Annotated in this window: 13 protein-coding genes; 9 read left to right on the forward strand and 4 right to left on the reverse strand. The window is 72.3% G+C overall.

Annotation, left to right across the window (positions count from 1 at the left end):
• Positions 1–155 precede the first annotated feature (155 nt).
• Complete coding sequence (locus tag ACZ5Y0_RS00265) at positions 156–437, reverse strand: hypothetical protein (RefSeq protein ID WP_469126394.1); 282 nt, start codon at positions 435–437, stop codon at positions 156–158.
• A 589-nt stretch (positions 438–1,026) separates the two neighbouring features.
• Between ACZ5Y0_RS00265 and ACZ5Y0_RS00270 the strand changes: the two genes are divergently transcribed.
• Positions 1,027–2,220: a winged helix DNA-binding domain-containing protein gene (locus ACZ5Y0_RS00270; RefSeq protein ID WP_469126395.1), complete on the forward strand. Its 1,194-nt coding sequence runs from the start codon at positions 1,027–1,029 to the stop codon at positions 2,218–2,220.
• Positions 2,221–2,353: 133 nt separating this feature from the next.
• Here the strand turns inward: ACZ5Y0_RS00270 and ACZ5Y0_RS00275 are convergent, their stop codons facing one another.
• Complete coding sequence (locus ACZ5Y0_RS00275) at positions 2,354–2,641, reverse strand: hypothetical protein (protein WP_469126396.1); 288 nt, start codon at positions 2,639–2,641, stop codon at positions 2,354–2,356.
• Between the two features lie 142 nt (positions 2,642–2,783).
• Between ACZ5Y0_RS00275 and ACZ5Y0_RS00280 the strand changes: the two genes are divergently transcribed.
• From ACZ5Y0_RS00280 to ACZ5Y0_RS00305, 6 genes are all read left to right on the forward strand, one after another.
• Positions 2,784–3,143, forward strand: coding sequence for an ArsC/Spx/MgsR family protein (locus ACZ5Y0_RS00280; RefSeq protein WP_469126397.1), 360 nt, complete (start codon positions 2,784–2,786; stop codon positions 3,141–3,143).
• 177 nt (positions 3,144–3,320) lie between these two features.
• Positions 3,321–4,034 carry an RlpA-like double-psi beta-barrel domain-containing protein gene (locus ACZ5Y0_RS00285; RefSeq protein WP_469126398.1) on the forward strand — a complete coding sequence of 238 codons (714 nt, stop codon included), beginning with the start codon at positions 3,321–3,323 and terminating at the stop codon, positions 4,032–4,034.
• Between the two features lie 701 nt (positions 4,035–4,735).
• Positions 4,736–5,767 (forward strand): glutamine synthetase, encoded by a 1,032-nt coding sequence (gene glnII / locus ACZ5Y0_RS00290; protein ID WP_469126399.1) that lies wholly within the window; start codon positions 4,736–4,738, stop codon positions 5,765–5,767.
• Between the two features lie 638 nt (positions 5,768–6,405).
• Positions 6,406–6,975, forward strand: a complete 570-nt coding sequence (locus ACZ5Y0_RS00295) for a winged helix-turn-helix domain-containing protein (protein ID WP_469126400.1) — start codon at positions 6,406–6,408, stop codon at positions 6,973–6,975.
• Positions 6,976–7,036: 61 nt separating this feature from the next.
• The gene (locus ACZ5Y0_RS00300) at positions 7,037–8,038 is read left to right on the forward strand and encodes an NAD-dependent epimerase/dehydratase family protein (protein WP_469126401.1); all 1,002 of its coding nucleotides are present in this window, start codon (positions 7,037–7,039) and stop codon (positions 8,036–8,038) included.
• 419 nt (positions 8,039–8,457) lie between these two features.
• The gene (locus ACZ5Y0_RS00305; RefSeq protein ID WP_469126402.1) at positions 8,458–9,987 is read left to right on the forward strand and encodes a DUF1996 domain-containing protein; all 1,530 of its coding nucleotides are present in this window, start codon (positions 8,458–8,460) and stop codon (positions 9,985–9,987) included.
• An 87-nt stretch (positions 9,988–10,074) separates the two neighbouring features.
• Here ACZ5Y0_RS00305 and ACZ5Y0_RS00310 read toward each other — a convergent pair whose 3' ends face one another.
• Positions 10,075–10,509 carry a hypothetical protein gene (locus tag ACZ5Y0_RS00310; protein ID WP_469126403.1) on the reverse strand — a complete coding sequence of 145 codons (435 nt, stop codon included), beginning with the start codon at positions 10,507–10,509 and terminating at the stop codon, positions 10,075–10,077.
• A gap of 172 nt (positions 10,510–10,681) precedes the next feature.
• Here ACZ5Y0_RS00310 and ACZ5Y0_RS00315 point away from each other — a divergent pair, with 172 nt between their 5' ends.
• Entirely contained in the window at positions 10,682–12,604 is a 1,923-nt protein-coding gene (locus ACZ5Y0_RS00315; protein WP_469126404.1) for a hypothetical protein, read from the forward strand.
• 298 nt (positions 12,605–12,902) lie between these two features.
• A complete protein-coding gene (locus ACZ5Y0_RS00320; RefSeq protein WP_469126405.1) occupies positions 12,903–13,613 on the forward strand; it encodes a TetR/AcrR family transcriptional regulator in 711 nt (236 codons plus the stop codon).
• Here the strand turns inward: ACZ5Y0_RS00320 and ACZ5Y0_RS00325 are convergent.
• A complete protein-coding gene (locus ACZ5Y0_RS00325) occupies positions 13,610–13,972 on the reverse strand; it encodes a 5-carboxymethyl-2-hydroxymuconate Delta-isomerase (RefSeq protein ID WP_469126406.1) in 363 nt (120 codons plus the stop codon). The genes ACZ5Y0_RS00320 and ACZ5Y0_RS00325 overlap by 4 nt on opposite strands.
• Between the last annotated feature and the right edge of the window lie 37 nt (positions 13,973–14,009).

The following is a 14,009-nucleotide window of genomic DNA, read 5'->3' on the forward strand; positions in this document are numbered from 1 at the left end:
CCGTCGCGCCGCTGCCCGGTGCGGGGCAGCGGCGTGACGGCTCGCTGGAACTCCAGGTGAAGGCGGGCCTCGCGGACGACCCGCGGACCGATCAGGACCTCGGCCGGCGGGCTCCCACCCTGGGGCGCCCCGGCCCGTGAGGGGCCGGAGGCCGCCTACTTGGTGCCGCGTTCGCGGGCGTAACGGCGCTCCCACTTGGCCTGCTGGTCACGGCGGGCCCGGTAGGCCTTGTAGGTCGTCGGCGCGGACGCGGGAGCGGTGCCCTGCGTGGGGCCGGCGACCGGGCCGGTCGCCGACGGTGCCGAAGACGTCGCGGACGAGCCGCGGCCGTACCGGGCGTACAGGTAGAGGACGGCGACCGCGGCGAGCCAGTAGAGGTGGTCGCCGAATCCCAGGACCACCAGGACGACGGTCCCGGAGAGAACGACGGTGCCCATGGTGCCTCCTTCCTGGGCAGGGACGGACGGGTGTGCTGTGCGGTGGGGGTGGGGTGGGGGGGTTGGTTTCTCCAGAGTAGGGAGACCGTCACTCAATGTGCATCTCCTTTTCCCGGCATCTGAAGTCCGGGCAAAGAGTACACCGGTGATCAAAAGGGGTGTCCTCACGTGCGATCCCCTCTCGAACGGAGGCTGGGGCTCGCGCATGCGTCGACTCGCCCCTCGCCGACCGCCTGCGCCGGCGGCCGCCGGACGGCCCCGGTCTGCTCCCCCGACGCGGCGAAGCACGCGGGACCGTGGCGCGAGCCGGGCAGGACCGGTCCGACGCCGGACGTGCTGGGGGTTCGGCTCCAGACGCGGGCCGGCGCCGTCCCCCAGCAACTCGAAGCCCTGGAGCAGTGTCATGTGCCGGGGAGACGTATGGGCGGGGCCGTCGGAAGAGGTACGCGGGAGCGGGGCGACGGCCGGCGTAGTCGTGACCACCCGTCAGGCGCCTGGCACGGCGGTCGAGCCCCGTCGCGATCGCCGCACCCCGGGGGGGGTCGGGGAGGATGGCGGCAGGCACGCGGAGCGAGGGACGGAGAGCGGTATGGGCGGCGCGGGCGACGGGGTGCGGCACATCGACGGGGCGGAGCGGCGGGCCCGGCTGGCCCTGCGGCACCGGCTGACGCCGGCTACGCGGGCCCGGACGCCGGAGGAGGTCGCCGAGGCGCTCGTCGCCGTGCACGGGAGCGACCCGGCGACGGTGTATCTGGCGGTCGGCGCACGGCTCGCGGACGCGTCGACGACGGTGCGGGAGACGGAGCGGGCGCTGTACCGGGACCGGACGTTGGTGCGGATGCACGGTATGCGGCACACGGTGTTCGTGTTCCCCACCGGATGCACGGCGGTCGTGCACGCCTCGACCGGTCTCACGGTCGCCGCGCGGGAGCGGGCCCTGCTGCTGAAGGACATGGCCAAGGCCGGGGCGCCGGACGCCGCTTGGCTGAAGGAGGTCGAGGAGTCGACGCTGGCCGCGCTCGGACGGCTGGGCCAGGCGACGGCGACGGAGCTGACGCGCGAGGAGCCGCGGTTGGGGCGGCAGTTCGTGTACGCGGCCGGCAAGAGCTACGAAGGACTCCACTCGGTGTCCACCCGGCTGCTGAAGGTGCTGGGGGTCGAAGGCAAGGTGGTGCGGGGCCGTCCGCTGGGTTCCTGGACGTCGTCGCAGTTCCGCTGGGCGCCGGCGCCCGCGCATCCCGAACTGGACGGGGCCGCGGCCCAGGCCGAGCTGCTGCGCCGCTGGCTCACCACGTGCGGGCCCGCGACCGAGGCGGACCTGAAGTGGTGGACGGGGTGGCGGGTGACGGAGGTGCGCCGGGCGCTAACGGCGATCGGGGCGCGGACGGTGTCGCTGGACGAGGGCACGGGGTACGTCGTCCAGGACGACGTCGATCCGGTCGCCGCGCCGTCGGAGCCGTGGGCGGCACTGCTGCCGGCCCTCGATCCCACGACGATGGGGTGGCAGGCGCGGGACTGGTATCTCGGCCCGGAACTACGGCCCGCACTGATCGACCGGAGCGGGAACGTGGGGCCGACGGTGTGGTGGGACGGGCGGGTCGTCGGGACGTGGGCGCAGCGGGGGGACGGGGAGGTCGTCTGGCGGGTGTGGGACCGGGCGGGGCGGGAGGCGGAGGCCCTGATCGCGGAGGAGGCGGAGCGGTTGCGGGGGTGGTTGGGCGAGACGAGGGTGACACCGCGGTTTCGGACGGCGGGCGAGAAGGAGTTGGTACGGGCAGGGTGATTCGGTCCGTGCCGGAGGGCTGGGAACGAGGCCCGGCCACGGCCGAGAGGGGGCGGGGTGGAGCCCCCGGAGGGGTGGTCACGGCGGCGCCGGGTGCCGCCCTCAGGGGAACGAACGGCACCCGGCGTCGCACTCACCTGCTGTATCGCATCAACGCCCGCACCATGTGGCACGTCGTGTCCGACGGCGGGTGCACGCCGATGAGTCGAGCCGTGCTGCGGATCTTCTCGTTGCGGGCTTGGGCGGGCAGGTACACGCCCAGGTCCAGGAGGGCTATCGCGAGGCGCATGGCCTTGAGGCGGCGGTTGTGCGTGACGTACCAGTCGCGGGGCCGTCCGGGCGGCAGCGGCCGCTTCTCCACGGGCACGTAGGGCAGGTCGAGTTGGACGGGTCGCTTCGTCTTGAGTGCGGCAGCGGGCACAGGCATCCTCCTGTCGCGGTCAGGGCCCCGGCCGGCATCTCCGGCGGAACCCTCGAACACTGCTTCTATTCTACTGCTCCCCACTGACAATCGCCCCTGGCCAGAGGGGCTTTCAGGCCCTTTTCGAGCTACCGTGACCCGTATGGAGATCTGGATCAACCCCGCCTGTTCCAAGTGCCGCAGCGCCCTCGCCCTTCTCGACGCCGAGGGCGCCGACTACACCGTTCGCCGCTACCTGGAGGACGTACCGAGCGAGGCCGAGATCAACGCCGTACTCGACCGTCTCGGGCTGGAGCCGTGGGACATCACGCGTACGCAGGAGGTGGAGGCCGAGGAGCTGGGGCTGAAGGAGTGGCCGCGGGACGCCTCCGCGCGCGGGCGCTGGATCGCGGCGCTCGCCGAGCGTCCCCGGCTGATCCAGCGCCCGATCATCACCGCCGAGGACGGCACTGCGGTCGTGGCCCGCACGGACGAGGCCGTACGGGACGCCCTGTCCCGTTAGCCGGCCGTGAATCGCCGGTCGGGCGGCGGGAGTTGGGCGGTCGCCCTGCCGCCCTGCATCACCCCGGCACCCGAGTGTGACGCACGCCACCTCCACTGACTCCTGTCACCGCTGAGCAGCTTTGTTCGGTATCTCGTACATAGCGGCGTACGCTCCCCTACCTCTCAGGAGGCGCGGATGTCGCGCAGGAGAACTCTCGGCACGAAGAAGAAGATCGCGCTGCTGGTGGGCGCCGCGACGGTGGCGGGAGGCGGTGCCTTCGTCATGGCGACCACCTCCAACGCCGCGCAGAGCCCGCAGACGGCCGCCGAGTCGACCGTCTGCCAAGGGCTCGCGACCGCCCTAGGCAACAACCAGCGGTTCATCGAGGACCAGCGGGCGAATCCGGACGCACAGTCCGCGGCCCGGATCACCAACCGTGAAGCGGTCATCGAGCAGATCAAGGTGCAGCAGAAGGCGTCGGGTTGTGTCGTCGGGGAGTCGGCTCAGGGCTCCCAGGCGACGCAGCCGACGCAGAACGGCCAGCAGGGCGGCGGGCAGCAGAACGGGCAAGGTGGCGGGCAGCAGGCCACCCAGCCCGCACCGCCACCGCAGAGCGGCCCGGCCGGGAACGCGGGAGACTCCGGCGGTGGTGCGGCGTCCGGTCAGCAGGTCTGCAACGGCTCGACCGTCACCCTCTCCGGCGAGGCGGGTGCCCCGGCCGCGTCCAGCAACCAGTTCCCGGTGGGCACGAAGCTGAAGGTGACCAACCTCGACAACAACAAGTCCACGACCGTCGAGGTGACCTCGGTCTCCGGCAGTTGCGCGCTGCTGAACAACGCCGCTTTCGAACAGGTCCGTGAACCCGGCAAGTTCCTCATCCGCCGGGCCCTGATCGAGAAGGTGGGGTAACGCTCCGGAAGGCAACTGCGTGAGCTGCGGCCCAGTTCAAAGGATGCGGCGGGCGGCAGCGATGGGGTCCCCCCGCTCGAGCGAGGCCGAGCGGGGGTCCTGCTGCTCGGGGACCGCAAAGGGCAGGCTCGGCACCTCGAGGCCGCACGGTCGCCCTGGTGACGGCCGCGGCCCGGAGGGGCGGCCCGCGACCGGCTTCGCGGCCGGGAATCCGGCGGCCGCCTCCCGGAGACGCGTCCGGTCCGGAGTCAGGGCCGCTCCCCCGGTCCCTCACATGCGGAAGGCACCCGCCCGGCGCGAGCCGGGCCGGGGCGGCCTCACGCCCCGTGCCCCGTCGCACGGCGATCCGGCGGCCTCACCCCCCGTGCCCCGGCGCACGGCGATCCGGGGCAGGGCGGACCGACCACCGGCATGCCCCGCGGCGGCGCCGTTCATCCCCATCGCATACGAGTCCCGGCGCGGCCCCGGCGCCCGCACGGGCGCACCCACGTCCGCGAGCGCGAACGGCGATCACCGGCCGGGCCGTCGGGCTCACACCGTGAGTCGCACCACAGAACCACCAGGTAACACGGGATTCACATTCGAGCAATGACCGGGAAATCGCCTGTTGACAGGCTGCCGGGCATCGAGAGCGGCGCCCCAGTGCCGCAGCGCCGCAGCACCCGCAAGTGCGTCTGACCCACCCCCGAAGGAAGTGGCCCGTGACCTTCAAGGCTGAGTACATCTGGATCGACGGCACCCAGCCGACGGCCAAGCTCCGTTCCAAGACCAAGATCATCGCGGGCACGCCCGAGGGTCTGGACGCGCTGCCGATCTGGGGCTTCGACGGGTCGTCGACGAGCCAGGCCGAGGGCCACGCCTCGGACCGTGTCCTCAAGCCGGTCTTCACCTGCCCCGACCCGATCCGCGGCGGCGACGACGTCCTCGTGCTGTGCGAGGTCCTCGACATCGACATGACGCCGCACGAGTCCAACACCCGTGCCGCGCTGGCCGAGGTCGCCGAGAGGTTCGCCGCGCAGGAGCCGATCTTCGGCATCGAGCAGGAGTACACCTTCTTCAAGGACGGTTACCCGCTCGGCTTCCCCAAGGGCGGCTTCCCGGCCCCGCAGGGCGGCTACTACTGCGGTGTCGGCGCCGACGAGATCTTCGGCCGTGACGTCGTCGAGGCGCACCTGGACAACTGCCTGAAGGCGGGTCTGGGCATCTCCGGCATCAACGCCGAGGTCATGCCCGGCCAGTGGGAGTTCCAGGTCGGCCCGCTCGCCCCGCTGGAGGTCTCCGACCAGTTGTGGGTGGCCCGCTGGCTGCTTTACCGCACCGCCGAGGACTTCGACATCGCCGCCACCCTCGACCCCAAGCCGGTCAAGGGCGACTGGAACGGCGCCGGCGCGCACACCAACTTCTCCACCAAGGCGATGCGCGAGACGTACGAGGCGATCATCACCGCGTGCGAGTCGCTGGGTGAGGGATCCAAGCCGCTGGACCACGTCAAGAACTACGGCGCCGGCATCGACGACCGCCTGACCGGTCTGCACGAGACCGCCCCGTGGAACGAGTACTCCTACGGCGTCTCCAACCGTGGCGCCTCGGTCCGTATCCCGTGGCAGGTCGAGAAGGACGGCAAGGGTTACATCGAGGACCGCCGCCCGAACGCCAACGTGGACCCGTACCTGGTCACCCGTCTGATCGTGGACACCTGTTGCTCCGCGCTGGAGAAGGCCGGCCAGGTCTGATCTCGCGCTGCACCGGCACCTGATCTCGGAACCGATCCCGGAGCCGACCGGGATGTGATCCCGGAGTCTTCCCGGAAGGGGCGCCCGCCGACTCGGCGGGCGCCCCTTCACGCTCACCGAGAGGGGGCTCCTCCCCGCTTCGCCCTGGAGCCGCTGCGCCGTGGCGTCGCTGCGCCGTGGCGTCGCGTCACGGCGGCGTGTCCTGTACGACTTCATGACCGGGCCCGAACCCCACGCGGACCACGTCTCGCGAACCGCCGTCCGGAACTGCCGGAGTCGGCCCGCACCGTGGACCGACGTTTCCTCTCACGCCAGGGACGTGTCCGGGAAACGTCCGCGGGACGTCCAAGCAGTGAGAGGAGTCTGCTGTCCGGGGCGGGTGTCTGCTTCAATGGGCCCATGGCCGGCTTCCAGCAGCACACCGCGACGGGTCGCCATGACCTCGAGCCCTTCTGGCCTTCCCGTCAGCACCACGACTTCGACCGGGTGTGTCGCCGCGCGACGAACGCGCCGGCCCTCTAAAGCCGTACACCCCGGTCTTCGGCCGGCGCGAACGACGTACGTCCCCCCGACGAGCCCGACCCGCATCGCGGCCGTCGCCTCCTGACGAACCTCTCGCGCGAAAGAGCTGACCTCTCATGGCGACCACTCGTTCCCTCTCCAACGCCTCCACCCTCCCCGCCCCGGCCCGGCACCGTCTTCGCGCGGTGGACCGGGACGAGGTCGTGGGCGTCACCGACTTCCTGCCGCCGGGCGCCACCTGGCTGCCCGCTCCCCAGCACTCCCTGCCCACCCTGCCGGGCCAGCCGCCGATGATCGGCTATCTGGTGCTCGTCCCGGCCGACCAGCAGCCGCCGTTCCCGCCGGTGGCGGTGCCCGGCCGGCCGGAGGCCGACGCGGCCCCCGCCTCGGCCGAGGCGCTCGTGCGGATCGACCCGGTGCAGCGCACCGCGTGGGTCAGTGGGCGCGAACTCGACCTGACCTACCTGGAGTTCGAGCTGCTCGCGCATCTCGTCACGCACCCGAACCGGGTGCACACCCGCGACCAGCTCGTCACCACCGTGTGGGGCTACGGGCATGTGGGCGACGGCCGTACCGTCGACGTCCACATCGCCCGGCTGCGCCGCAAGCTGGGCGCGGAGCACCGCGGGGCGATCCAGACGGTGCGCCGGGTGGGCTACAAGTACGCCCCGCCGGCCGGCCGCTGATCCTTCTGCCGGTGGCAGAGCACGGTTCCCTCCCGCCGACGGAGCGGGCAGAGTCACCGGCATGAGACTTCTGGTTCTGGGTGGTACGGAGTTCGCGGGACGGGCCGTCGTCGAGGCGGCCCTCGGGCGTGGCTGGGAGGTGACCGTCCTCAACCGGGGCCGGCACGCCTGCGTGGCCGGTGCGCGGACCCTGGTCGGCGACCGGACCGCACCCGGTGGCCTCGACGCGCTGAGGGGCGGCGAGTGGGACGCCGTCGTCGACACCTGGTCGGCGGCGCCCCGCGCGGTGCACGAGGCGGCGCGGCTGCTGCGGGGCCGGGCCCGCCGGTACGTGTACGTGTCGAGCTGCTCGGTGTACGCCTGGGCCCCGCCCGCCGGTTACGCCGAGGACGCGCCACTGGTCGAGGGCGCCGAGCCTGACGCGGAGCGGACCGACTACGCCCGCGACAAGCGGGGCGGCGAGCTGGCCGCCGTCGACGCGTTCGGGGCGGAGGACTCCGTGCTGGTCCGGGCGGGGCTGATCCTCGGGCCGTACGAGAACGTGGGCCGGCTGCCCTGGTGGCTGACCCGGATCGCCCGCGGCGGCCCGGTCCTGGCGCCGGGACCGCGTGATCTGCCCCTCCAGTACGTCGATGTCCGCGACCTCGCCGAGTGGATCCTCGGGGCGGTGGAGCGGGAGCTGAGCGGGCCGTTCAATCTGATCAGCCCGCAGGGACACGCCACGATGGGCGGGCTGCTGGAGGCCTGCGTGCGGGTCACCGGCGGCCCTGCCGAACTGTGCTGGACCGCACCGGAGGTCATCCTCGACGCGGGCGTCGAGCCGTGGACGCAACTGCCCGTCTGGGTGCCGCCGGCCAGCGACATGCACGACGCCCTGCACTCGGCGGACGTGTCACGGGCACTGGCCACCGGACTGGTATGCCGGCCGGTCGGGGAGACCGTCGCCGACACCTGGCGGTGGCTCCAGGAGATCGGCGGCGAGGCACCCCTGCGCCCCGACCGGCCGCAGAAGGGCCTGGCCCCGGAGACGGAGGCGAAGGTGTTGGCGGCGGGTCGGGAGTAGCGAGGTGCGGAGCAGCGGCACGGCTTCCCGTGGTGGTCGGCACCCGAGGGGGGCGTGCCTGACACCACTGGCCGACCGGGGGCTTCGACCCCGTGCCGTCGGTCCGCCACGGCCCGACGGCACGATCACCAACACGAGCGACGACGGCGTTCGAAAGCTCGTGGCGTGCTGCGCACCGCCGAGCGGGGCGGGCCGCGCGTCCCGTCGGCGTACCGGTCGGCACCGGCCTGTCCGGACGGTGCCGGTGGCCGTCCCAACACCCGCTCACTGTAGGACTGTTGAGGAGGAATTGTCCCAGGGGCCTGTCATCAATCTGCGAGACGGCTGAACACCTCCGGGGCGGAGTGCGTATGGAGAGTCGCCGCTTCACTCCTGTCGGGCGCCTCGATGCTGCCCCGCAAGGAAGTCAGAGGAGTTCCATGGGACGCAACACACGTAAACGCCGTTCGTCGATGGCCAACAAGGCCATAGCCGCGTCGGCGGCCCTAGCGCTCGGTGGGGGCGGGCTGATCTGGGCGAACTTCTACGCTTCGGCGCACGAGTCGAAGACCTCGTCGCAGAACCAGACCAAGGCCGCCGCCGCGCAGGTGGCCACCATCTCCTGCCCGGATGTGGGGCAGAAGCTGACGAACGTGCCGAGGGGGGCACGCTCAGGGGTCGACAGGGAGCTGGCGAACCTCGACAAGCAGATCACCGAGGCCTACGCCCGGCTCGCCTCCACGCGCCAGGCACAGACCAACGACACCGGGTTCGTCCAGAACGCGATCGTCGGCCCGCTCAAGGACAAGCGGACCGCCACGATCGACCGGATCCGCATCAACATCCAGCGCGCGGGCGGACAGGTCCAGGACCTGAGCGGGCTCGCCGCCTGCATCACGCAGGGCGCGCAGACCAATGCGGGCGGGGCCGGTGGCCAGAACGGCGGCCAGCAGAACGGCGGCCCGCAGAACGGCGGCCAGCAGAACAACGGCGGTCAGAACAACGGCGGCCAGCAGGGCAACGGCGGCCAGGGCGGCAACGGCCCGGTGGCGGCGGACTTCGTCGACATCACCAAGGTCCGGCAGAACCGCCAGCTCGGCGTGGGCGCCAACGGTCTCGCCGCGAACGGCAACAGCGGATCGCGCGGCACCTTCACCACCGTCTGCGGCACCAACGGCAACGACAACCACAACACGGACAACGTGATCGTGGCGCCCGGTGTCACCAACGGCGCGCACCACCTGCACGACTACGTCGGCAACCAGAACAACGACGCGTTCGCCAGCGACCAGGAACTGGCGGCGGCCGAGACCAGCTGCCAGAACCAGGGCGACAAGTCGTCGTACTTCTGGCCGGTGCTGCGCCTCCAGAACGGCTCGCAGGACTTCGACCAGAACAACGACGGCGGCGGCAAGGAGGGCAACGTCGGCAAGATCCTCCAGCCGGCCCAGGCCCAGCTGAAGTTCGTCGGCAACAAGCGGGGCAAGGTCGTCGCGATGCCGACGGCGCTGCGCATCATCACCGGTGACGCCAAGGCCTTCGTCAACGGCCTCGGCAACGCCAACGTCAACTGGAGCTGCACCGGCTTCGAGAACAAGGTGCAGCTGGAGGACAAGTACCCGATCTGCCCGCAGGGCAGCCAGGTCGTGCGTACGACCAACTTCCAGAGCTGCTGGGACGGTCAGAACATCGACAGCGCCAACCACCGCACGCACGTGGCGTTCGTCCAGGCCAACGGCGCCTGCGCGAACGGCTTCAAGGCGATCCCCCAGCTCCAGGTCCGTCTGGTCTACAACGTCCCGGCGCCCAGGATCCAGAACGGTCAGGTCGTGAACCCGTACGCGGTCGACTCCTTCCCGGAGAACCTGCACAAGCCGATCACCGACCACAACGACTTCATCAACTTCTTCTCCAAGAACACGATGAACAAGATGGTCAACTGCATCAACACCGGCAAGAAGTGCAAGTAGGTGTCGGTCTGACCGCACACTGAAAGGCCGGCGGTGAGAATTCCTCACCGCCGGCCTTCGCGCTGCCCGCGTCCGGTGCGGGGACGTTCAGTGGCCCGAGTGCGTCGCGCCCTCGGACGCCTCGTGCGCGGAGTGGTCCGTGCCCTCCTCGATGTCACCGCCGAGCGTGTCCCGCAGCGCCGTCACGGTGCTGGTCTCCTCGCCCACGGCCACCCACTTGCGGCCGACCAGGTAGTGACCGCCGTAGTCCTTGGCGCCGTTGATCCACTCGCGCTGACCGCGGTCGGTCGCGAAGGTCAGCAGGATGAACTTGCCGTCGGTGTTCTTGCAGAGCGCCTGCCGGAGTTCGTCGGCGTCGGTCTGTATGTCGGGCGTGCACTTCACCTCGGCCGCCAGGTGCTCCAGGCTGCCGGTCGCGGTCACCGGCACGTCGCTCTCGGTGCCTGCGTCGGAACCACAGCCCGTCAGCACCAGCGCCGCCGCGACGGCCGCCGCCGCGAGCATCGGTCGGGTCACCTTCATCTGTTCCTCCCTGCGAGAGCCTCGCTCTGGATACGGCTCCCGCGCGCGGTCCGCTCAACTTACCCGCGCCCCGGTCCGGGCTGCCGTGCGCCGTCACCCGTGGAAGCCCCGAGGAACCCCGGATCGGCGCCCCCGGCGGTGACCATCCCCCGGCTCGCTCGTTCTGCTGGGCGTGCAGTCACAGGATGTCGCCTCGCGCCCCGCGTCCCGTTCCCCCGCCGACCTGATCGTCGACGTCGAGCAGGCCGAGGCCGCCCTCGTCGAGCACTACCCGCGTCTGGTCCGGCTCGCCTACCTGGTGCTGCCACTCGGCCTCGGCCGTGGCCGGCGCGTGCTCAGCGCCCACGCCCTCACCCAGCGCGCCCTGCCCCGGCGCCGCACCTCGGCCCCGAACATCCCGTCCCAGTCCGCCGCCCGCGACGGCGACCCCGGCTACGCCTACGTCCGCCTCCAGGTCCTCCGTACGGCGTTGGAGGCGGGCCTGCCGCTGCGGCGCCGGGCCCTGCCGCGGCGCGCCCAACTGCCGCCGCTGTGGCCCCAGGTGTGGGGGCTGCGCCTGTTCCCGCGTTCCGGCGGGGCCGACGAACTCGCCCTGGACCAGCGGCTGTCCACGCTGTCGGGCCCGGCCCGCGCCGCCTACGTCCTGCGCGGCCTGGAGAAACTCCCCGACGGGGATGTGCGCGAGGTACTGACCCAGGCCGGCGTCGGCGACGTGGACGCCGCCCTCCGGGAGGCCGACACGGTCCCCGCCCGGTACGCGCTGCTCGACTCCGTCGAGTTCGACCCGTGTTCGCTCCAAGCCCGCCCCACCGACCTGATGCGGCGGCGCCAGCACGCCAAGGCGGCGATCGCCGCCGCGGCCGCGATCGCCGTGTGCGGCGCCCTGATCGCCCTGCCCGGCGACGGCTGGGGGCCCGACGGTGCGGCCGCTCCGGCGTACGCCCGCAACCCGGCGGCCGAGGCCGCCCTGGACCCCGGGCGGCTGGTGAGGATCTCCCCCGCCGCCTGGAAGACCTCGGCGCGCACCGACTTCTCGGTCTGGCCCGCGCGCGGTGACCTCACGGGTGACGACGCGCTGCTGCGCCGCGCCCTCGCCGTCTGGGCCCGGCCGGGCGAGCGGGTCCACGTCTCGTCGACACCCGGCACCCCGTCCGGCGGCCCCGCCGGCCCGCCCCAGCTGCTGTACGCGGGCGATGCCGACACGGCCCGCGTGGTCATCCTGTACGACGGTCTGCGCATCGCCCGCTACGCCGAGCCGAAGGACGGCTCGGCGGGGGCGGCACTGGACTTCGCGCGGGTGGACGGCGCCACCGGCGCCGAGGCGGCGGCGGTGGTCCTGGACCGGGCCGACGGCAACGTCCGCTATCTGACGGCCCCCTGGGTGTCGGAGGCGGCCGAGCGGGACCTGTCGAAGCCGGGCGCCGGGCTGATGGACCTCACCCTCGCGGAGGGCATCACCTCACCGCTGTCCAGCCCCGCCACCCGTACCGGCGTCTGCACCACGTGGAACGTGCTCGAGGTGACCGACGCCTCCGGGTCGTATCTGCTGAGCGATCTCGGTGAGCTGGTGCCCGCCCGGCTGACCGCGGGCCGGCCCACCGCGCCGAAGGAGGCGACGGGCGCGGAGGCGCTGCGCACCTGGGCGCCGTTCGCCTGTTCGCTGGGCGAGGTGCGCGCGCAGGGCGTGCGGTCGGTGAACGCCTGGGCGTACGCGCGCCAGCCGCTGCCCGGCGCGAGCGGGCAGGCGGGGTGGGTGTGCACGCGCGCCGACACCTGGCGGGGCGGCGGGAGCCGGGTGCTGGCCCAGTTCCACACGCCGGGCGGGCTGTTCGGAGCGGTCACGGCGCGGGCCGGGGATGTTCCGGCCTGCGGTCCGCGGGACCCGCATGTGCTGGCCGGGGTGCTGTGGAAGTCGGGGGCGGGCGCCTGGTACCTGCTCGCCGCCGGCGACAAGGACACCGTGTCGGTGCGGACGTCGGGCGGGGTGAGCGGGTCCGGCAAGGGCAACCTGCTGGCCGTACCGGCGAAGCAGGGCGCGCGGGCCGAACTGGAGGGGACGCTGGAGGGCGGGCGGTCGATCCACGGGCTGGGCTGAGGAGTCGCGCGCGGCGGTGAGGGAGGTCGTGGCCGTGGCGGAGCGGGTGCCGTGGCACTGCCGGGCCCCTCGGACTCGTGCGCCGGGGTCGCTGCGCCACCTGCCGGCAGCGGCTGCCCGCGGGCGAGGTGGGGCACCGGGACGAGTCGCTGACCGACGCGGCCGTGGCGACTCGATGGCGCTCTGTGTGTCCGGGCCCCGGACTCACCGTCTGGTCCCCGGCATGTGAGAGATCCCGTACGAACACCGTGGCCGGTCCGTTCCGTTCGCGTCCGGATTCGATCGGTAAGGTGTTCGTATGACTACCGGGGTTCGTCGAAGAATGGGCGTGGAGGAGCGGCGGCAGCAGTTGATCGGCGTCGCTCTCGAACTGTTCGCCCGCCGTTCCCCCGACGAGGTCTCCATCGACGAGATAGCCGTGGCCGCGGGCATCTCGCGGCCGCTCGTCTATCACTACTTCCCCGGAAAACTCAGCCTGTACGAGGCCGCGTTGAAGCGGGCCTCGGATGATCTGGCGAGCCGGTTCGTCGAGCCGCGCGAGGGGCCGCTGGGAGCCCGGCTGCTGCGGGTGATGCGCCGGTACTTCGATTTCGTCGACGCGCACGGCCCCGGCTTCTCGGCCCTGATGCGCGGCGGCCCGGCGGTCGGCTCCTCCACCACGAACGCGCTCATCGACTCCGTGCGCCAGGCCGCCTACGAGCAGATCCTCTCGCATCTGGAGGTCGCCGAGGCGCCCGCGCGGCTCGAACTGATCGTCCGCTCCTGGATCTCGCTCGCCGAGGCGACCGCGCTGATCTGGCTGGACGGGCGGCGCATCCCGCGCGAGGAGCTGGAGGTCAAGCTCGTGCGCGACTTCGCCGCCCTCACCGCCGTCACCGCCGCCTACGACGAGGAACTGCGCGCCCTGCTGCGGCCGGTCCTGGGCGAGGAACCGGCCGACGGCCCGTTCGGCGACCTGATGACCCGGCTGATCGCGCTGGCCTCGCAGGACGGGCCGGACCCGGCCTAGAGCGTGTCCTCGTACTTGCGGTACGACGGGTCGAGGTCGCGCACCTCGGCCGAGGCGTGCAGGGCCAGTTCCGGCACGGGCTTCACGTGCTGCCGGAGCAGTTCCAGGACCGTCTCGGTGAGCTTGGCCTTGGTCTCCTCGGTGCGGCCGGCCAGCAGTGCGATGTGGACGTGCACGATGGCGTGGCCCTCGGTGTCGGGGCCGACGGTGGCGTCCTCGGTGCGGCGGAAGCGCGTCTTGCAGGCCGGCGGCTTCGCGGCCGCGATCTCGACCACGGCCTGGTGCAGCGCGGTGGCGAAGCCGGGCCGGTCGAAGTCCCCGGCGAGCCGGTCGGAGTAGTCGACGGTGATCTGCGGCATGGGCACCCTTTCTGCACGGCCCGGTGGTGGGCGTCGG

Source organism: Streptomyces sp. NPDC033216 (genome assembly GCF_055577115.1).